Source organism: bacterium, from assembly GCA_019637795.1.
GTDB lineage: Bacteria > Desulfobacterota > Binatia > HRBIN30 > CADEER01 > JAHBUY01.
In genome coordinates this window covers 160,173-178,769 of record JAHBUY010000002.1, presented here as the reverse complement: position 1 = coordinate 178,769, position 18,597 = coordinate 160,173, and the positions used below count along the sequence as shown (strand labels likewise).

At 72.5% G+C, this 18,597-nt stretch carries 16 protein-coding genes and 1 pseudogene; 14 read left to right on the top strand and 3 right to left on the bottom strand.

Going from position 1 to position 18,597, the window contains the following annotated elements:
• Window positions 1–4 precede the first annotated feature (4 nt).
• The 7 genes from ftsY to KF840_06140 all read left to right on the top strand — a co-directional run bounded on the left by ftsY (window position 5) and on the right by KF840_06140 (window position 6,211).
• Window positions 5–1,036: a signal recognition particle-docking protein FtsY gene (gene ftsY, locus KF840_06170; GenBank protein MBX3024479.1), complete on the top strand. Its 1,032-nt coding sequence runs from the start codon at window positions 5–7 to the stop codon at window positions 1,034–1,036.
• Between the two features lie 58 nt (window positions 1,037–1,094).
• Window positions 1,095–1,391 (top strand): cell division protein ZapB, encoded by a 297-nt coding sequence (gene zapB, locus KF840_06165; protein MBX3024478.1) that lies wholly within the window; start codon window positions 1,095–1,097, stop codon window positions 1,389–1,391.
• A 4-nt stretch (window positions 1,392–1,395) separates the two neighbouring features.
• Window positions 1,396–1,704 carry a cell division protein ZapA gene (locus tag KF840_06160; protein ID MBX3024477.1) on the top strand — a complete coding sequence of 103 codons (309 nt, stop codon included), beginning with the start codon at window positions 1,396–1,398 and terminating at the stop codon, window positions 1,702–1,704.
• A 255-nt stretch (window positions 1,705–1,959) separates the two neighbouring features.
• Entirely contained in the window at window positions 1,960–2,658 is a 699-nt protein-coding gene (locus KF840_06155; GenBank protein ID MBX3024476.1) for a 5-formyltetrahydrofolate cyclo-ligase, read from the top strand.
• The gene (rny, locus tag KF840_06150) at window positions 2,570–4,132 is read left to right on the top strand and encodes a ribonuclease Y (protein ID MBX3024475.1); all 1,563 of its coding nucleotides are present in this window, start codon (window positions 2,570–2,572) and stop codon (window positions 4,130–4,132) included. Before KF840_06155 ends, rny begins: the two co-directional genes overlap by 89 nt.
• Before the next feature lie 97 nt (window positions 4,133–4,229).
• Window positions 4,230–5,018, top strand: coding sequence for a TIGR00282 family metallophosphoesterase (locus KF840_06145; protein ID MBX3024474.1), 789 nt, complete (start codon window positions 4,230–4,232; stop codon window positions 5,016–5,018).
• Window positions 5,015–6,211: a tyrosine--tRNA ligase gene (locus KF840_06140; protein ID MBX3024473.1), complete on the top strand. Its 1,197-nt coding sequence runs from the start codon at window positions 5,015–5,017 to the stop codon at window positions 6,209–6,211. Before KF840_06145 ends, KF840_06140 begins: the two co-directional genes overlap by 4 nt.
• A 1,581-nt stretch (window positions 6,212–7,792) precedes the next feature.
• Here the strand turns inward: KF840_06140 and KF840_06135 are convergent.
• Together KF840_06135 and KF840_06130 are read right to left on the bottom strand one after the other, a co-directional pair.
• Window positions 7,793–8,794 (bottom strand): annotated as a pseudogene (locus KF840_06135) (thrombospondin type 3 repeat-containing protein).
• Window positions 8,795–9,006: 212 nt separating this feature from the next.
• Window positions 9,007–12,327 carry a hypothetical protein gene (locus KF840_06130; protein ID MBX3024472.1) on the bottom strand — a complete coding sequence of 1,107 codons (3,321 nt, stop codon included), beginning with the start codon at window positions 12,325–12,327 and terminating at the stop codon, window positions 9,007–9,009.
• A 161-nt stretch (window positions 12,328–12,488) separates the two neighbouring features.
• Here KF840_06130 and KF840_06125 point away from each other — a divergent pair, with 161 nt between their 5' ends.
• Genes KF840_06125 through KF840_06110 form a run of 4 tightly spaced genes read left to right on the top strand, consistent with a single transcriptional unit; the run spans window position 12,489 to window position 14,814 of the window.
• Window positions 12,489–13,124, top strand: coding sequence for a class II aldolase/adducin family protein (locus KF840_06125; GenBank protein MBX3024471.1), 636 nt, complete (start codon window positions 12,489–12,491; stop codon window positions 13,122–13,124).
• Window positions 13,125–13,128: 4 nt separating this feature from the next.
• Window positions 13,129–13,935, top strand: coding sequence for an SDR family oxidoreductase (locus tag KF840_06120; protein ID MBX3024470.1), 807 nt, complete (start codon window positions 13,129–13,131; stop codon window positions 13,933–13,935).
• On the top strand, window positions 13,935–14,303 hold the full coding sequence (locus KF840_06115) for a hypothetical protein (GenBank protein ID MBX3024469.1): 369 nt from the start codon (window positions 13,935–13,937) through the stop codon (window positions 14,301–14,303). The genes KF840_06120 and KF840_06115 overlap by 1 nt, the downstream gene beginning before the upstream one ends.
• Window position 14,304: 1 nt before the next feature.
• The gene (locus KF840_06110) at window positions 14,305–14,814 is read left to right on the top strand and encodes a carboxymuconolactone decarboxylase family protein (GenBank protein MBX3024468.1); all 510 of its coding nucleotides are present in this window, start codon (window positions 14,305–14,307) and stop codon (window positions 14,812–14,814) included.
• Here KF840_06110 and polX read toward each other — a convergent pair.
• A complete protein-coding gene (gene polX, locus KF840_06105) occupies window positions 14,732–16,534 on the bottom strand; it encodes a DNA polymerase/3'-5' exonuclease PolX (GenBank protein ID MBX3024467.1) in 1,803 nt (600 codons plus the stop codon). The two genes, KF840_06110 and polX, sit on opposite strands and share 83 nt — an antisense overlap.
• A 221-nt stretch (window positions 16,535–16,755) precedes the next feature.
• Here polX and KF840_06100 point away from each other — a divergent pair, with 221 nt between their 5' ends.
• From KF840_06100 to KF840_06090, 3 genes are all read left to right on the top strand, one after another.
• Window positions 16,756–17,079 carry a Rieske 2Fe-2S domain-containing protein gene (locus KF840_06100; GenBank protein MBX3024466.1) on the top strand — a complete coding sequence of 108 codons (324 nt, stop codon included), beginning with the start codon at window positions 16,756–16,758 and terminating at the stop codon, window positions 17,077–17,079.
• Window positions 17,080–17,227: 148 nt separating this feature from the next.
• Window positions 17,228–18,307, top strand: coding sequence for an aminomethyltransferase family protein (locus KF840_06095; protein MBX3024465.1), 1,080 nt, complete (start codon window positions 17,228–17,230; stop codon window positions 18,305–18,307).
• Window positions 18,304–18,597, top strand: a complete 294-nt coding sequence (locus tag KF840_06090) for a hypothetical protein (GenBank protein ID MBX3024464.1) — start codon at window positions 18,304–18,306, stop codon at window positions 18,595–18,597. The genes KF840_06095 and KF840_06090 overlap by 4 nt, the downstream gene beginning before the upstream one ends.

The window sequence follows — 18,597 nt, the reverse complement described above, 5'->3', positions numbered from 1 at the left end:
CGCGATGCAGGGCCAGGAGCACCTCGTCGCGCTGGCGGCCGCCGGCGCCGCCCTGCTGTTGCTGGTCGGTCTCCTGCTGCTGCTCGCCCGCCGCCGGCGCGGGCGCGCCGCGGCGGGCGGCGGCGCGGGGCGCGCGTCCTGGACCAGTGGCCTCGCCAAGACGCGCGGCCACCTCGCCCGGCGGCTGTTCGAGAGCTGGAGCGGCAGCGGCGACGTCGACGGCTGGCTGCTGCAGGTCGAGGAGATCCTCCTCAGCTCCGACGTCGGCATCAAGGCGACGCAGGCGCTGCTCGGCCGCCTCGGCGCCGCCGGCCGCGCCGCCCGCGATGCCGGCGAGCTGCGCGCCGCGGCGCGCGATGCCGTGCGCGATCTGCTCGCGGCCCCCGCGCCGTCGGCGCCGGCGCAGCCGCCGGAGGTGATCGTGGTGGTCGGCGTCAACGGCGTCGGCAAGACCACCACCATCGGCAAGCTGGCGCATCGCTTCCGCCAGCAGGGCCGCAAGGTGGTGCTGGTCGCCGGCGACACCTTCCGCGCCGCGGCGATCGAGCAGCTCACCGCCTGGGCCGAGCGGGTCGGCGCCGAGATCGTCAAGCACCAGCACGGCGCCGATCCGTCGGCGGTGACCTTCGACGGCGTCCAGGCGGCGCTGGCCCGCCAGGCCGACGTCGTGATCGTCGACACCGCCGGCCGGCTGCACGTCAAGGCGAACCTCATGGAAGAGGTGAAGAAGATCGCTCGCACCACCGCCAAGCTGGTGCCCGACGCGCCGCACCAGGTGCTGCTGGTGATCGACGCCACCAGCGGCCAGAACGCGCTGGCGCAGGCGCGCACCTTCAACCAGGCGCTCGGCATCACCGGCGTCGTGCTCAGCAAGCTCGACGGCACCGCCAAGGGCGGCGTCGCCCTCGCCATCCGCGGCGAGCTCGACCTGCCGATCCGCTACGTCGGCCTCGGCGAGCAGCCCGACGACCTGGCACCGTTCGACGCCGAGGCGTTCGCGAACGCGCTGTTCAGCGACGACGACGGCAATGGCTAGTGGAGTAGCGCCTGCTAGGCAGGGCAATTGATCCGCACAACCGGGGGAGGAGAAACCGATGGCGCTTGAAAACGGCAATGGGCAGGGCGTATACGCCACTGAAGCAATTGTTGAAGATCATCGCTCCATGAGCCTTGACAGCTTGAAAGTTCTCGAGAGTCGGGTCGACGACGTCGTGGCCCGCCACGCGGCCATCGCGACGGAGCGCGACCGTCTGCAGTCGGAGCTGCGCGCGGCGCAGGCCCGCATCGCCGAGCTCACCGCCCAGCTCGAGACGTTCGAGAAGGAGCGGGGCCAGATCCGGGCCCGGGTGGAGAGCATTCTCGGCCGACTCGAGGGGCTCGACCTGAGCTGAGCCGATGCCGCAACCGGTCGAGGTCGTGATCATGGGGCAGACCTTCTCCGTCACCAGTGACGACGGGGAAGAGCACGTCCGCGAGGTCGCGGCCCACGTCGACCGGACGATGCGCGAGATCGCCAGCCGCGGCAAGGTGGTGTCCTCCTTCACCGCCGCCGTGCTCGCTGCATTGAATATTGCCAGCGAATGGCACAAACTGCGCCAGACTGTCGCGGAGACGGATGCCGCGATTGAGCGCTTGGCGGACCGGCTGGCGACAGCCGGGGATGCGACGGGCGCTATAAAGGAGAGAGCGATTCGGAACGGGTGATGGGCCGCTCGTCAACACGGGGCGGCGCGGACGGTCGGTGCGGTGGAGCGGTAGGGCAAGCCGGTTCACTTCTCGGGATTGGTTGAACGCGCAACGGACATCGGGAACTGACGCAGCGGGGTTGATGGCAGTCACGAGTGGCAGAAGGAGCGATTGGCGCCGGCCGTGGGGGGACGGCGCCGCGCAGCTCGCGCGCGAGACCTCATAGGGCACCGACCGTGGATCCCCGTCCCGATTCGACAGCGTCGAACTGGGATGGACGAGAGCAAAGCAGCGATTCGGCTTGCGATGCGCCGGCGACGGCGCGCGCTCGCGCCGACTGACGTGGCCGCCGCCGGCGCCGCCGTGGCGGACGCCGTGCTGGCGTTGGGCGTCGTGCGCGCCGCGCCGGCGCTGCTCGCCTACGTCGATCACGACAACGAGATTCCCACCGACGCGCTGATCGCGTCGGCCCTGGCCGCCGGCAAGCGCGTGTTCCTGCCGCGCCTCGACGGCGACCGGATGACCTTCGCCGAGCATCGGCTCGGCGCCGCCCTGCGGCCGGGTGCCTTCGGCATCCCGGAGCCGGAGGGCGACCCCGGGGAGCCCGGACTGCTGGCGACGGCCGTGGCGGTGCTCCCTGTCCTGGCGTGGGACGACGCCGGCGGCCGCATCGGCCGCGGCGGCGGCCACTACGACCGCGCTTTCGCGGGTCCCGCCCGGCCCCGGTGCCTGCTCGGGCTCGCCTACGCGTTCCAGCATCTGCCCCGCGTGCCGCACGATCCCTGGGACGTGCGGCTCGACGGCGTCGTCAGCGAGCGCGGGGTGGCCGAATGCTGGACGGGGGACGCCGCGTCCCCGAACCGCAAGGAGGTTGAAGACACCAATGGATACCGTGGGGATGATCATCGCCAGCGTGGTGATCGGCGCCGTGCTGGCGGTCCTGCTCGACGTCTTGCGGCGGCGGCAGGCTGACGGAGAGACGAAGGCCACCCAGGAGGCGGCCGAACGCGTGCTGGCCGAGGCGCGCAACGAAGCAGAGGCGATTCGCAAGGAGGCGGAGCTCCAGGGAAAGGAAGCGGTCCTACAGGCCAAGGAGGGGTTCGAACAGGAGGTTAAGGAGCAGCGGCGGGAGATCCAGCAGAGCGAACGGCGTCTGGCGGCGCGCGAGGAGACGCTCGATCGGCGCGCCGAGCAGATCGACAAGCGCGACGCCGAGTCGAAGCGGCGCGAGCAGTCGCTCAAGGACCGCGAACAGACGATCGCCGGCAGGCAGGAGGAGCTGGAGGGGTTGGTCGAGCAGACCCGGAACCAGCTCGAGCAGACCGCCGGACTGACCCGCGACGAGGCGCGCAAGCAACTCATCACCTCGATGGTGGACGAGGCGCGCCACGAGGCCGCCAAGCAGATCCGCCTGGTCGAGCAGGAGGCGAAGGAGAGCGCCGACCGGCAGGCGAAGAAGATCGTCTCCATCGCCATCGAGCGCCTGGCCGGCGAATTCGTCGCCGAGCGGACGGTGTCGGTCGTCCACCTGCCGAGCGACGATCTGAAGGGCCGCATCATCGGCCGCGAGGGGCGCAACATCCGCGCCCTGGAGGCCGCCACCGGCGTCGACCTGATCATCGACGACACGCCGGAGGCGGTGGTGATCTCCTGCTTCAACCCGATCCGCCGCGAGATCGCCAAGCGGGCGCTCGAGCGGCTCATCTCCGACGGCCGCATCCATCCGGGCCGCATCGAGGAGGTGGTGCGCAAGGCGGAGGAGTCGGTGGAGGAGAGCGTCCGCGAGGCCGGCCAGAAGGCGGTGCTCGAGGTCGGCATCCACGGCGTCCACCCCGAGATCGTCAAGCTCATCGGCATGCTGCAGTACCGCTACAGCTACGCCCAGAACGTGCTCAGCCACTCCATCGAGGCGGCGTTCATCTGCGGCGCCATGGCCGTCGAGCTCGGCCTGAACGAGAAACAGGCGCGGCGGGCGGCGCTGCTGCACGACATCGGCAAGGCGCTGACCCACGAGGTCGAGGGCTCGCACGCCCTGATCGGCGCCGACATCGCCCGCAAGTACGGCGAATCGGCCAAGATCGTGAACGCCATCGCCGCCCATCACGAGGAGGTGAAGGCGGAAACGATCCTGGCGCCCCTGGTCGACGCCGCCGATGCGCTCTCCGGCGCCCGTCCCGGCGCCCGGCGGGAGATGCTCGAGAGCTACGTCCGCCGCCTCGAGGACCTCGAGCGCATCAGCAACTCGTTCAAGGGCGTCGAGCGCTCCTTCGCCGTGCAGGCCGGGCGCGAGATCCGCATCATCGTCGCGCCCAGCGTGGTCGGCGACGACCAGGCCGCGATGCTCGCCGGCGAGGTGGCGCGCAAGATCGAGAGCGAGATGACCTATCCGGGGCAGATCAAGGTGACGGTCATTCGCGAGATCCGGGCGTCGGAATTCGCCAAGTAGGTTGTTAGGTTGTTACGTTGTTAGGTTGCTAGGTCAGAAGGGCGCTGATCCTCGGCAACCTAACAACTAGCAACCTAGCAACTAACAACCTGCCTTCATGAACCTCCTTTTCCTCGGCGACATCGTCGGCAAGCCCGGTCGTCTCGCGGTGCGGCAGCGGCTGCCGAAGCTGATCCATCGCGAACGGGCCGACTTCGTCGTCGCCAACTGCGAGAACGTGGCGCATGGCGCGGGCGTCGATCCCGACAGTTGCCGCGAGCTCTTCGACGCCGGGGCGGACGTGCTCACCTCCGGCAACCACATCTGGCGGCGCAAGGAGATCGCCGACTATCTCGAGCGCGAGCCGCGCCTGCTGCGGCCGGCGAACTTCCCGCCCGGCGCGCCGGGGCGCGGCGCGGCGACCTTCAGCACCGCGGGCGGCACCACCGTCGCGGTGGTCAATCTCATCGGCCGGGTGTTCATGGATGCCGTCGACTGTCCCTTCCAGGCCGGCGAGGCGCTGGTGCGCGACCTGCGGGCGAAAACCCCGGTGATCTTCGTCGACATGCACGCCGAAGCGAGCTCGGAGAAGGCGGCGATGGCGTATCACCTCGGCGGCCGCGTCAGCGGCGTGGTCGGCAGCCACACCCACGTGCAGACGGCGGATCAACGCCTGCTCGATGCCGGCACCGCGTTCATGACGGATGCGGGCATGTGCGGGCCGGTCGATTCGATCATCGGCGTCAAGGCCGAGCTGGCGCTGCGCCGCTTCGTCACCCACCTGCCGGTGCGCTTCGAGCCTGCCAGCGGCGCGACCTGGGTGCAGGGCGCGGTCATCGCCATCGACGACACGAGCGGCCGCGCCACGGACATCCGCCGCATTCAGGAGGTCGTCGACCGCCCATGATCAGTCCCGACGAACAGCTCGCGCGCCTGGAGCGCGGCACGATCCACATCATTCCGCGCCAGGAGCTGCTCGAGAAGCTGTCGGCCGGGCGGCCGCTGCGGGTGAAGCTCGGCGTCGACCCCACGGCCCCCGACATCCACCTCGGGCACACCGTCGGGCTCACCAAGCTGCGCCAGTTCCAGGATCTGGGCCACACCGCGATCCTCATCATCGGCGATTTCACCGCCATGGTCGGCGACCCCAGCGGCCGCTCGGCGACGCGCCCGCAGCTCACCCGCGCCGCCGTCGAGGCGGCGGCGCAGACCTATCAGGAGCAGGTGTTCAAGGTCCTCGACCGCGCCCGCACCGAGGTGCGCTGGAACGGCGAGTGGTTCGCCAGGATGCCCTTCCAGGACGTCATCCGCCTCGGGGCGCAGTGCACCGTCGCGCGCATGCTCGAGCGCGACGACTTCGCGACCCGCTATCGCGAGGGCGCGCCGATCGGCATCCACGAGTTCCTCTACCCGCTGATGCAGGCGCACGATTCGGTGGAGATCCGCGCCGACGTCGAGCTCGGCGGCACCGACCAGACGTTCAACATCCTGCTCGGCCGCCAGTTGCAGAAGGACGCCGGCCAGCCGCCGCAGGTGGCGCTCATCCTGCCGCTGCTCGAGGGCACCGACGGGGTGCAGAAGATGAGCAAGTCGCTCGGCAACTACGTCGGCGTCGCCGAAGCGCCGGGCGAGATCTTCGGCAAGGTGATGTCGATCTCCGACGAGCTCATGCTGCGCTGGTACGAGCTGCTCACCGACGTCGACCTGCTGGCCCTGCGACGCGATCTCGAGTCGGGCGCCACCCATCCGATGGAGGCCAAGAAGCGCCTCGCCGAGACCCTGACCGCTCGCTTCCACGGCGCCGAAGCGGGGACGCTGGCGCGGCGCGGTTTCGAAGAGCGTTTCCAGCAACGCCATCTCGACACGGCCTCGCTCGAGGAGATCGCCGTCAGCCGCCAGGACGGCGCCCTCTGGCTGCCCGGCCTGCTGTTCCAGGCCAAGCTGGTGAAGTCGAATTCGGACGCGCGCCGCCTGCTCAAGCAGCGCGCCGTGCGCATCGACGGCGCCACCGTCGAGAGCGAGCGCTTCGCCTGCGCCGCCGGCGCCGAGCTGGTGCTCGAGGTCGGCAAGCGCCGCGCGCTCCGCGTCCGCGTCGCCTAGCCCGGCGTTGGCCCCCGGCCTGTCCCGCTCGAATCGGTGACGGCGTGCCGGCGCGAGCCGGGAGCGGGGGCTGACGCGTGCCCGCCCCCACGGGCACGGCGGCGCCGGGAGGGAACCGCGCCGCCGGTGATGGCGCGGCTCCCTGCGCACGCGTCACTTCGCCACCGCGCCGAACAGGCCGGCGTCGTTCTGGCGCACGTCGTCGGCGGCGAACGTGGCGGCGAGACAGGTGGCCGTCTCGTCGTTGAGCAGCTCGACGCGCACCGGCAGCGGCAGATTGCCGAAGGAAGGGAGGGCGAGGTTGGTCCCCTTGCCGAGCAACTGGGCGCGCGCCTTTCCGGCCGCGCCCGGCTTGAGGCGGACGCGGGTCACGCCGGCGGCGCTGCCGGCCGCGTCCTTGTAAGCGAAGCCGGCCGGCGACAGGGGCGACCACTTGCCGCCGCCGGCCGCGACGGTCAGGGCGGCGATGCGCGTCCGCGACGGTCCGGCGTAGACGCACATGGCGTAGTCCGTCGTCTGCCGCGGGTCGCCGAGCTCGCCGGCGGCGACCGCGGCGCCCGCGAGCCAGCCGAAGCGCAGCCGGTTCCTCGCCGCGTTGCCGGCGCGCTGCAGCCGGAGCAGGGCCTTGCCCGGCGGGCGGCAGTCGGCGGGCGGCGCGCCGATGCAGCCCCCGGCGCCGTCGCAGTGGCTCACCGCGCAGGGATCGCCCGTGCAGGACGCGCCCACCGCGTCGAACGTGCAGGTGGGCGAGCAGCAGTCGCCGGCGGCGATGTTGCCGTCGTCGCACTCCTCGCCGAGGTTCAGGATGCCGTCACCGCAGGCGCCGGTTGGCGCGAAGGCGATGCCGGCCAGATCGGGCACGGTCGGCACGATGGCGCTCACGGTGCCGCCGGGCAGGCCGATGGTCGACAGGAAACGGCCGGGGAAGAGCGCCGGACACGACAGCAGGCCGTGCGCGGTACCGGCCTCGTCGGTGGCGAGCCCGATGACCCGCGGGCTTACGCAGGCGTCGGGGGGGAAGGCGAGCGGGCCGAGGTCGGTCGCCAGGCCGGTGGCCTGGTTGATGCGGGCCAGGCGCTGCGAGGCATAGAACAACTCGTCGGCGGCGCTGAAGGTGAGGCCACCGTTGGCCGTGTCGATCAGGTTGGGGTTGCCCAGCGGGCTGGCGGCGCCGGTCGTCTTGGACAGCCGGGCGATGCGGATGGGCGGGAGGACGAAGGCGAACAGCGCGCCGTCGCTGCGCGACGCCAGGTCGTTGACGTTGGTCGAACCGGTGGTGCCGATCAGGGTGCTGGCGCCGGTCGTGGGGTCGACGCGGAACAGCGCCGGCGGCGAGGAGGTGCGGAGGGCGTAGAGGATGCCCGTCGTGGGGTCGAATTCGAGCCCGGCGCAGCCCGGGAAGCCCATGGCGCCGACCGCGAGGCCCACCCCGGTCGTCGGATTGAGGCGGTAGAGCTGGCTGATCCCCGCATTGGTGCAAGCGAACAGGGTCGCGCAGGCCTGGGTCGGATCGGTGACGCAGGGGTCGACCTCGTCGCAGAGGCCGTCGCCGTCGCTGTCGACCGTGCCGGGACCGGCGCAGGTGTCACAGGCGTCGCCATTGCCGTCGCCGTCGCTGTCCTGCTGCGAGGGGTTGGGCGTGCTCGGGCAGTTGTCGACCTCGTCGCAGACGCCGTCGCCGTCGCCGTCGCTGGTGCCGACGCCGAGGCAGGCGTCGCAGGCGTCGCCGATGCCGTCGAAGTCGCTGTCGGCCTGATCGGGGTTGGCGACCGCGGGGCAGTTGTCGCAGGCATCGCCGTGCCCATCGCCGTCGGCGTCCGCCTGGGTCGGGTTGAAGTTGAACGGGCAGTTGTCGCACCCGGCAGGACACTGCGCGGGGGCGCTGCAGAAACCGTCGCCGTCGTAGTCGAACGGCGACGGGTCGGCGGCGCAGGGGTCGCAGGCGTCGCCGAAGCCGTCGAAGTCGCTGTCCTCCTGCCCGGGGTTGGCGTCGGCCGGACAGTTGTCGATGCCGTCGCAGACGCCGTCGCCGTCGCCGTCGGCGCCGTCGCCGACGCAGGGGTCGCAGGCGTCGCCGATGCCGTCGCCGTCGCCATCCGCCTGATCGGGGTTGGCGACCTCCGGACAGTTGTCGCAGGGATCGCCGGCGCCGTCGCCATCGCTGTCGCCGACGATGCGGCCGTTGTCGAACAGCAGCACGGAGTCGACGATGCCGTCGCGGACGTCGGTGACGCCGGCGCCGATGACGTCGACGCCGCCGGTGGCGACGACGCACGCCGAGCGATAGCCGGTCTGCAGGCCGATCGAGCCGAAGCCGATGAACCGCGCGTTGGTGTCGGCGAGCTCGCGCAGGCTGCCGTTGAAGGTCAGGAAGGCGAAGTCGTTGTAGATCGACCCCGCGCCCTCGTTGGTGCCGAAGTTCCAATCGAACGCGATGATGGCGCCCGGCGGCGCGGTGAAGGCCTGGCGCAGGGCGCTGCCTTCGGTGGCGGTGCCGTTGCCGAGCCCGTTCAGGGCGCCTGCCGCGAGGCCGAGGAAGCCCTCCAGCGCCGCCGCCGACACCGAGCCGAATCCGTTCGTCATCTGCGCCTGGAACGCGCCCTCGGTGGGCGCGATGCCGATGCTCGCGTCGACCACGGTGGCGGCGCTGGTGCCGGCGAGCAGCCAGCCGCTGAAGGTGCCGGTTTCGAAGCCGGGATTGGTCGGCTGGGCGCCGGCGCCGCGCGCCAGCAGCAGCGAGATCAGGAGCATCGCCGCCAGGATCCCGCGTCGCATGGGCACCTCCCTTGCCTGGCTCATGGGCACGCCCCGGGAGCGGCGCAGGCGCGGCCGGTGAAGCGGCGGCCGTCGCTGCCGTCGGCGCCGGCGGCGGGTCCGCAGGCGCCGCACAGCGAGGTGCCACCGCTCCGCAACACGGCGGTGACGGTGCCCTGCGGCACGCCGACCTGCAGATCGTAGTCGAGGGTGGAGGGCCCGCGCCCCAGCAGCACGACCTTGAGGCGGCGCCCGGTCTTCCAGACCACCAGCTTGACCGTGCCGTCGTCGAGCTCCGGATCGCGGTAGCGGTAGCCCTTGGGATGGGCGGCGCTGCCGATCAGTCGCCAGTTGCCGCACGGCAGGCCGGTCAGGTGCGCCTGTCCGGAGCTGGCGCTGGCGACGCGCAGGGTGGCGCGCACGGTGTCCGGCGGCGCCAGGCCGCAGCGCGGGTCGTCGGGTCCGCCGACCGCCGGCGTCGCGACATCGCTGCCGCTGGCGACGACGACGATCTGGTTGCGCGCCTCGTCGTCGGGCAGGCGGTTGCTGATCTGCAGCGTCTGCAGCCCCACCCGCACGTCGACCGGGCCGCCGGGGTAGCTGTTGGGATCGGCGGGATCGGTGCCGGCGTCGCGCTCGTCGCGGTCGTAGAAGCCGTCCTGGTCGCGATCGAGGGCCAGGCGCGGCCCGGAGTCGGGCGGCGCGCAGGTGTAGGTGAGCGCCTGACCCGCCGTGCCGGCGAGCAGGCGCAGCGCGGCATCGCCCAGCGGCGGCTCGGCGGCGCGGTCGCTGCGGAAGAGACCGCTCGCGGGGTCGAACAGATACCCGCGCGCCTCGCCGCCGACGATGCCGTGCACGACCAGATCGCATTCGCGCACGCCGGGCGCGTTGAGCAGCACGAAGGTGGTCTGCGCCCTCGCCAGCAGCAGGGCGAGGCGCGGCGCGACGACGGCGCCGTTGCTGCTGGTCAGCGTCACCTGCTGGCCGACCGCCGGCGCCAGGTCGCTGTCGAAGGCCATGATGAACTGCTCGAGATTGGCGCGGTCGGTGTCGCTCAGGAAGAACACCGTGGCGTGCAGGAAGTGGCGCACGGTGTCGACCGAGCCGTCGTGGAGGAAGCCGAAGCCGCGCACCTGGGCGCCGGTGTGCTGCGGGTCGGCGACGTTGAGGAAGGCGATGTTCGGCATGCCGAACATGCCGACCTTCTGGTAGAGGTTGCGCAGTTGCGCGACCTTGAATTCCTGGGTCTCGTTCTCGAAGGTCGCGCGCCCCGCCGAGCCGAAGAAGCCCTGCGCCGGGTCGAGCACGTGGCAGCCGTTGCACGACGCGATGCCGTCGGTGTTGGGGGCGTTCAGGAACGTATTGCGGCCGGCGGCCTGTTGCGGCGTCAGCGAGTTGTCGAGCGCCCGGATCGGATTCGGCGGCAGGCGGATGGCGAGGGCGAAGCGGGCGAACGCGGCCATGTCGGCCGCCGGCAACGGACCGGCATCGCGGCCGAGCAGGCCGTCGAAGGCGACGTTGAAGGCTTCGAAGGCGCGCTGCTCGTCGAAGGCGAGCGGATCGCCGGGGAAGGTGGCGCCGGTGCGGTCGCCGCGCCAGTGCATCGGCCCGTGCGTCGCCAGGCCGCGCAGGGTCTGCGTCGTCATCGGCCCCTTCATCGGGTGGAAGGGCTGGCCGCCGCCGATGATGCCGGGCGGATTGTTGTTGGGCACGACGACGTCGTCGGGATTGCCGAGGTCCCACCCCAGGCTGTCGAAGTCGGCGAAGACGTGGCAGCTCGAGCACGACGCCTCGCCGTTGCTCGAGGTCAGACGGGCGTCGTAGAGGAAGCGCCGGCCGTCGCGCACCACGGGGGGCTCGGGATCGTGCAGCGGGTGCTGCGCGGTCTCGGCGCGGGTGGTGGCGTTGATCACCTTCACGGCGTTGTCGAAGCGGGTGAGCACGTAGAGGCGGGCGTGCGCGTCGTCGACCACCAGGCCGGTCGGCCCGCCGCCGCTCACCGCGATGTGGTCGGCGGCGCTGGGGACGAAGCTGTCGTTCTCGATCGCGCTGGCGGCGAAGCGGCCGATGGCGCTCGAGCCGAAGGCGGCGACGTAGAGCGTGCCGTCGCTCGACAACGCCATGCCGAGCGGCGTGGCGAGGCTGGCGGCGGCGACGGCGGCCGGCATCGGCGCGGTGTGGTAGCCGTCGGGCAGGGCGGTGATGTGCTTGTTGAGGTGGCGGGGCAGCGCGCTCAGGCCGTCGACGACGGTGATGCGCGCCTCGTGCAGATGGCCGCGCACGGTGGTGCCGCCGCCGCCCGGGCCCTCGAAGCGGACCTCGTTCCGCGCCTCGGTGTTGGTGACGTAGAGCTTGCCGGTGGCGGGATTGACCAGCATGTTGAAGAGGACCGTGCCGACGTGCGGCACGGCGCCGGTCTGCACCGGCAGCGGCGCCGCGGCGTCGATCCGGAAGACGTCGAGGTCGGGCAGGTCGAAGCGCACGGCGTTGGTCCAGTTGCGGCCGAGCTGGTCCTTCCAGACGCCGGACAGCGGATCGCGGCGCACGATCAACCCGACCTCGGGCGCCGGCGAGCCCTGCAGGTTCTGGTTCGGCGCCGGCAGGCCGCCCGGCATCAGGGCGCTTGGCAGCCCGCCCGGGACCTGCACGCCGTCGAGCCCGCACGGCGCGGCGGCGCCGCCGCCGTTGCACACCGCGCCCTCGCTGATCGCCGTCGTCTGGTTGCCGGAATGGAAGACCGCCGCGTACACGGTGCTGCCGTCGGCGGTGGCGGCGAGGGCGCGCGGCGTGTCGCCGAAGAGCTCGAGGATGGTGAGCGGCACGCCCTCCAGCGTCGTGCCGAGGGCCGTCGCGTCGTAGACCCACACCAGGGCGCGCGGCGTGCCTCCGGTGGTGAGCAGCGGGGGCACGCTCGCCGGCACGTTCTGGCCGCGCCGGGCGGTGGTGACGAAGGCGCGGGTGAAAGCGCCGGCGCCGTCCGTCGGGCCGGCGAAGACGATGTCGCGCGGCTCGTCGCCGACCAGCAGGGTGCGGACGACGCGCGGCGGCGCGGCGGTGACGTCGACGATGCTGACGCTGTCGGAGAGGTGGTTCACCACCCACACCTCGCCATCGGTACGCGCCGCCACCGCGACCGGCTCGAGGCCGACCGGCACCGAGTCGAGGTGGGTCAGGCCGGCGGCGCCGACGGCGAAGATCTCCAGGGTGTTGTCGGGCGTGTTGACGGCGAACAGTCGGGTGCCGCCCGGCGACAGGGCCAGCGGCCGCACCTGGCCGCTCTCGAAGGCGGTGAACGACTCGGCGGCGACCAGCGCCGGCGACGCGAGTGCTGCCGCTACGATGCCGATGACGAAGCGAACCATGGACCCCCCGGCGCCGGGTGGCTGCCGCTCACACCCAGCGCCCGCTGGCTATCATCCCGACCGCGGAACCCGCAATCGCCACGCGCGCGCGCCCGCCGCGCCGCCGCTTGCGCGTGCGCGGCGCGCTCACTTATGACTCGCGGTGGGGACACGGAGGCTCGATGCTCACCGACCGCGAAGCGCGCCAGCAGATCATCCAGATCGTCAACGAGCTCTTCTCGATGGGACTGCTGACCGCCACCGGCGGCAACATCAGCGCCAAGGCCGAGGAGGAGGGGACGTTCTGGATCACGCCGAGCCAGATGTACAAGGGCGGCCTGACCGAGGACGACCTGGTGCGCATCCGGCCCGACGGCACGGTGCTCGAGGGCGCGAAGGTGCCGTCGGTCGAGTACCACATGCACTGGCGTTGCTACGAGGTGCGGCCCGACTGCACCGCCGCGGTGCACACCCACGCGCCGATCGCCACCGCCTTCGGCATCGCCAATCAGACGTTTCCGCCGATCAACACCGATGCCGTGTTCCTCGCCGATACGGTCACCGTTCCGTGGTTCATGCCGGGCTCGATCGAGCTCGCCGAGGCGGTCGGCGAGGCGATGAAGAAGTCGAAGGGCTGCATCCTGCAGAACCACGGCCTGATGACCGTCGGCGTCAACCTGCGCAAGGCGGCGACGCGGGCGATGATGCTCGAGGAGACGGCCAAGATCGTCCTCTACACGAAACAGTTCGGCGGCACGGTGTCGCTGGTGCCGGAGGACTGGATCGGGCGCCTGGCGGCGATCGCCGATTTCGTCTGAGCGGATGACGGCGCTCGCGGGCAGGGTCGCGATCGTCACCGGCGCCGCCTCGGGAAACGGCCGCGGCATCGCCGAGCGCTTCGCCGCCGACGGCGCCGACGTGGTCATCGCCGATCTCGACCAGGCGGGCAGCGAGGAGACGGCGGCGCGCGTCGCCGCCCGCGGCCGCGCCGCGCTGGTGCAGCGGTGCGACGTGTCGCGCCGGGCCGACGTCGACGCGCTCGTCGCCGCCGCGGTGGCGCGCTTCGGACGGATCGACATCGCGGTCGCCAACGCCGGCGTCGTCGAGACCGACACCGACTGTCTGCGCATCAGCGCGGACCAGTGGCAGCGCACCATCGACGTCAATCTGACCGGCGTCTTTCTCACCCTGCAGGCGGCGGCGAATCGCATGATCGCCCAGGGCGGCGGCGGCCGCCTGATCGCCATCTCCAGCATCATGGCCGAGTGGGGCGGCGCCGCGACGCCGGCCTACACGGCCAGCAAGGCGGGCGTGAAGCAGCTCGTGAAGGCGTTCGCCATGGCCGGCGGGCGCCACGGCATCACCTGCAACGCGATCGCGCCCGGGATGATCGAGACCGGAATGACCGAGCGCGTGCGCGCCGTGCCGGCGCTGCTGCGCGGCTTCATCGACCGCACGCCGGTCGGCCGCATCGGCCAGCCGCGCGACGTCGCCAGCGTCGCCGCCTTCCTCGCCCGCGACGAGGCGAGCTTCGTCAGCGGGACGATGATCGTCACCGACGGCGGCATCACGGCGGGTCCCTACAGCGCCGCGATCGGTGGCGAGGCCGTGCCGCCGCGGACGGACTGATGGGCTGGGTCGGGGAGGGGAGCTTCGCCGGCGCCTTCGGGCTGCGGCCGGGGTTGTTCGCGGACTACCAGGAATTCGAACAGGCCGTGCGCGGGGCGGTGGACCCCCGGTTGTTCGCCCTGTGCCAGGCCCGGGTCGGCTACCTGCTGGGCGCCAGGGAGACGGCGCTCGAGCCGGAGAGCGACCGCGAGCGCGCCTGCCTGCGCCTCGCCGACAAATTCGTGCTCGACCCGCATGGGGTGACCGACGCGGACGCGGCGGCGGTGGTGGCGCATCTCGGCCCGCCGGCGACGGTGGCGTTGGTCGAGGCCCTGGCGCTGCTCGACGGCTTCACCCGCTTCCGCCTCATCCTCGGGGTGGAGGACTGAGATGGCGCCGCGCGTCCCAGCGGCCGATCCGACGCACGCCGATCCGGCGCTGCGCGGCCCGCTCGGACACCAGCCGGAGCTGTGGCGGGCGTTCCAGCGCCTGTACGGCACGCTGTGGAGCCGCGGCGTGCTCGATCAGGCGACCAAGGAGGTGGCGCGGCTGCGCAACGCGCGCGTCACCGGCTGCGGCTATTGCCGCAACGTCCGCTTCGAGGGCGCCCGGCGCCAGGGGCTGACGGAGGACCTGGTGCAGCAGATCGACGACGGCTTCGAGACGTCGGCGCTGTCGCCGCGGCACAAGCTGGTGATCCGCTATGCCGACGCGTTCCTGACCGACCCCGCTGCCATCCCGCCGGCGTTGCGGGCGGCCCTGCGGCGCGAGCTGGCGCCGGCCGAGATCGTCGAGCTCACCGCCGGCCTGGCGCTCTTCATGGGGTTCTCGAAGATCGCCGTCGTGCTCGGGACCGCGCCCGAGTCGATGCCGCTGACGATCGTGCCGACGCCCGCCTGACGCCGCCCTTCAGACGCGCCAGGAAGCGCTCGACCGGCAGGGTGTTGAGCACGTCCTTCGCCGTCGCCCAGCCGCGGCGCGCGACGGCGATGCCGTAACGCTCCGGGAAGCCGAGGTGCGCGATGGCGTGGGCGTCGCTGTCGATGACCAGCGGCACGCCGGCCGCGACGGCCTTGCGCGCGTGTTCGTCCCTGAGATCGAGGCGGTCCGGCAGGGCGTCGATCTCCAACGCGGTGCCGGTGCGCTTGGCGGCGGCGATCACCGCGTCGATGTCGAGGTCGATTGGCTCGCGGCGGCCGAGGACGCGCGCCGTCGGATGGAAGAGGATGTCGGCGTGCGGATTCTCCATCGCCCGGATCACCCGCGCCGTCTGCTCGGCGCGCGAGAGGTGGAAGTGCGAGTGGACGGCGATGCCGACGACGTCGAGCTCGGCCAGCAGCGCGTCGGCGATGTCGAGCGAGCCGTCCCTGCCGATGTTCACCTCGGCGCCGCGCAGCACGCGCACCCCCGGCGTCCTGGCGTTGAGCGCCGCGATGGCCCGGCCCTGCCGGCGCAGGCGCGTCTCGTCGAGCCCCATCATCGCCAGGCCGTGGGTGTGGTCGGTGATGGCGAGATAGTCGAGTCCCTGGGCGCGCGCCGCGGCGGCCATCGCCGCCAGGCTGTCGGCGCCGTCGCTCCAGTCGGTCTGGATCTGCAGGTCGCCGCGCAGGGAGCCCGGCGCGATCAGCCGCGGCAGGGTGCCGGCGCGCGCCGCCTCGATCTCGCCGGTCATCTCGCGCAGCTCGGGCGGGATGAAGGGCAGGCCGAGGGCCCGGTAGACCTCCGCCTCGGTGCGGCCGGCGATCGCGCGCTCGCCCCTGAACACGCCGTACTCGTTCAGCTTCAGCCCGCGCTCCATGGCGAGGCGGCGGAGGGCGACGTTGTGATCCTTGGAGCCGGTGAAGTAGTGCAGGGCGGCGCCGAAGCTCTCGGCCGGGACGACCCGCAGGTCGGCGTCCATGCCGTTGTCCAGGCGCACCATGGTCTTGGTCGGCCCGCTGCCGTGGACGTGCGCCACCTCGGGCAGGGCGACGAAGGCGCGCATCACCGCCGCGGGGGCGTCGGCGACGACCAGGAAGTCGAGATCGCCGATGGTGTCGCGGCGGCGCCGCACCGACCCGGCGACCGCCGCCTGGCGCACCCCCGGAAGCGCCGCAAGGCGGCGTTCGATGTCCTCCGCCAGGTCGAGGACGGCGCCGAGCGGTCGCCGGCCGCTGCGCTGCGCCAGCAGCGCCAGGCCCTCGAGGATCTTGCGTTCGGTTTTCTCGCCGCTGTGCGGGAGCCGGCGCACCCGCCCGGCGCGCGCCGCCCGCTCGAGGTCGGCCAGCGTGCGCACCCCGAGCTCGTCGTAGAGGTGCTTGACCATCTTTGGTCCGACGCCCTCGAGCGAGGTCAACGCCAGGATGTCGACCGGGGTTTCCGCCCGCATGGCGTCGAGGTCGGCGGTGTGGCCGGTGGCGATCAGCTCGCCGATCCGCTCGGCGATGCCGGCGCCGACGTGCGGCACCGTCGCCAGCGCCTTTTGCCCGCCTTCGGCGAAGAGCTGGGCGATCGGCCGATCGAGCGCCTCGACCGCGCTGGCGGCCTTCTCGTAGGCGCGCGGCTTGAAGGCCACGCCGCGCATCTCGAGAAACAGCGCCAGCTCGCGCAGCCGCGCGGCGATCTCGGCGTTGGTCCGCACGCCCCCAGACTAGCCCGGATCATTCGTGAATTCGCCACCGCGCGCGCCGATCGCACGCCGGCTCCGGCGCCGCTCGACGCGCTCGCCCGACGCGAGCGCGTGACGCATCCGTCCGCGGCGCCCGCCGTCGGCGGGTTGGCGCCGCGGCCGGCGACGGTTGGCCGGATGCGTGGACCTCGCGGCGCGATCCGCGTAGAAGGCTCGTTCCGAGGAGCGCAGCGATGGAGTTCGTACGGGTTGCCCGCATCAGGGACATCCCCGCCGGCGAGGGACGGATGTTCGAGATCAACGGCCGTCAGGTGGCGGTGTTCAACGTCGGCGGCCGCTTCCACGCCATCGACCAGCGCTGCGCCCACCAGCAGGGGCCGCTGGCCGACGGCGATCTCGAGGGCTGCATCGTCACCTGCCCGTGGCACGGCTGGACCTACGACGTCACCACCGGCCAGTCGCCCGACGACGCCGCGGCGCGGGTCGAACGCTTCGACACCCGGGTGGAAAAGGGCGAGGTGCTGGTCGCCGTGCCGGCCGTCGCTCCGGCGCCGTGACGGCGGAGAATCCACGCCAGGACGCGGAGCGGCGGAGACCAGTCGGAGGAGAGAGCAGCGCCATGGCCAGCGCATTGAAACGGGCGTTCGGCGGCAGGCGCCGACGCGCCCCACAACCGTCCGCGGCGGCCGCGCCGCCGCCCGTCCCGTGAGCGCGGACGCGGCAGCGGCGCTGCGGGCGCGCGGCGCGGTGACGGGGCCCTTCGCCGGCGTCGAGGTGGTGCTCCACTTCGGCGACGTCGACCGCGAATGGCGCGCCGCGCGCGAGGGCGCGGCGCTGATCCCGGCCGGCTATCGGCGCGCCATCGCGGTCACCGGCGGCGATCGCCTCGACTTCCTGCAGGGCATGCTCACCAACGACGTCAAGGCGCTGGCGCCGGGCGACGGCTGCTACGCGGCCCTGCTCAACCAGACCGGCAAGGTGGTCAGCGATCTGCGGGTCTACGCGGAGGTCGACCGCCTGCTGCTCGACGTCGTCGCCTGGCGCGCCGCGGCGCTGCGCGCGGCGCTGGAGCGCTTCCTCATCGCCGATGACGTCGAGCTCGCCGACGCGGCGGAGCAGCCGTTGCTGCAGCTCGAGGGGCCGCTGGCGCGCGCCGTGGCGGGCGAGGCGCTGGGCATGGCGGCGCTGCCCGAGGCGCCGTTCGCGCACGCCGCGGGCGCCCTCGAGGGGCGGCCGCTGCGGTTGGTGAGCGCCTCCGAAGCGGGCGGCAGCGGCATTCTGGTGCTCGGTCCGCCGGCGCTGCTGCCGCGCCTGGTCGAGGTCGGCGTCGAGGCGGGCGGGCTGCCGGCCGGGCTCGCGGCGCTCGAGTGCCTGCGCATCGAAGCGGGCGTCGCCTGGGCCGGGCTCGACATGGACGAGTCGACCCTGCTGCTGGAGACCGGTCGCGAGGCGGCGGTGAGCTTCAGCAAAGGCTGCTACCTCGGCCAGGAGGTGGTCGAGCGCATCGCCGCCCGCGGTCACGTCAACCGCCGGCTCGGCGGCGTGCTGCTGGCGGGCGACACGCTGCCCGCGCCCGGCACCGCGCTGCTGGCCGAGGGCCGCCCGGTCGGCTATGTGACCAGCGCCGTGCGTTCGCCGCTGTTCGAGCGGCCGATCGCGCTGGCGATGATCCAGATCAAGCACGGAGCGGTGGGGGAACGGTTGCAGCGCGCCGACGACGCCAGCCTGGCGACGGTGGCGGCGCTGCCCTTCGCGCCCGCCGGCTCGGAGGAGGACGGACCGTGACGCAACTCGGCAAGATCTACATCGCGCCTGGGGGCATGCAGCTCATCGTCACCAAGGGCGGCCCGGGCGTGCTCAGCGATGGCGCGACGCCCCTGCTGCGCGCCGATTCGGGCGAGAAGTTCCCCGAGGGGACGGCGGCGGGCGCCACCCCGCTGCAGCTCGGCAAGCGCTACAAGTCGGCCGACGGCGCCGTCGAGGTGCTGATCAACAAGCCCGGCCCCTGCGACCTGCGCTACGAGGGGCAGCCGATGGAGCTCAAGGACGCCAAGCCGCTGCCCTCGAGCGACTGA

What these genes read in the sequence shown, in the direction of transcription:
- KF840_06140 (MBX3024473.1), top strand. Translation starts at nt 5,015, where the DNA reads ATGATCAGTCCCGACGAACAGCTCGCGCGCCTGGAGCGCGGCACGATC.
- KF840_06115 (MBX3024469.1), top strand. Translation starts at nt 13,935, where the DNA reads ATGGGCTGGGTCGGGGAGGGGAGCTTCGCCGGCGCCTTCGGGCTGCGG.
- KF840_06100 (MBX3024466.1), top strand. Translation starts at nt 16,756, where the DNA reads ATGGAGTTCGTACGGGTTGCCCGCATCAGGGACATCCCCGCCGGCGAG.
- KF840_06110 (MBX3024468.1), top strand. Translation starts at nt 14,305, where the DNA reads ATGGCGCCGCGCGTCCCAGCGGCCGATCCGACGCACGCCGATCCGGCG.
- rny (MBX3024475.1), top strand. Translation starts at nt 2,570, where the DNA reads ATGGATACCGTGGGGATGATCATCGCCAGCGTGGTGATCGGCGCCGTG.
- KF840_06160 (MBX3024477.1), top strand. Translation starts at nt 1,396, where the DNA reads ATGCCGCAACCGGTCGAGGTCGTGATCATGGGGCAGACCTTCTCCGTC.
- KF840_06155 (MBX3024476.1), top strand. Translation starts at nt 1,960, where the DNA reads ATGGACGAGAGCAAAGCAGCGATTCGGCTTGCGATGCGCCGGCGACGG.
- zapB (MBX3024478.1), top strand. Translation starts at nt 1,095, where the DNA reads ATGGCGCTTGAAAACGGCAATGGGCAGGGCGTATACGCCACTGAAGCA.
- ftsY (MBX3024479.1), top strand. Translation starts at nt 5, where the DNA reads ATGCAGGGCCAGGAGCACCTCGTCGCGCTGGCGGCCGCCGGCGCCGCC.
- KF840_06120 (MBX3024470.1), top strand. Translation starts at nt 13,129, where the DNA reads ATGACGGCGCTCGCGGGCAGGGTCGCGATCGTCACCGGCGCCGCCTCG.
- KF840_06145 (MBX3024474.1), top strand. Translation starts at nt 4,230, where the DNA reads ATGAACCTCCTTTTCCTCGGCGACATCGTCGGCAAGCCCGGTCGTCTC.
- KF840_06125 (MBX3024471.1), top strand. Translation starts at nt 12,489, where the DNA reads ATGCTCACCGACCGCGAAGCGCGCCAGCAGATCATCCAGATCGTCAAC.
- KF840_06130 (MBX3024472.1), bottom strand. Translation starts at nt 12,327, where the DNA reads ATGGTTCGCTTCGTCATCGGCATCGTAGCGGCAGCACTCGCGTCGCCG.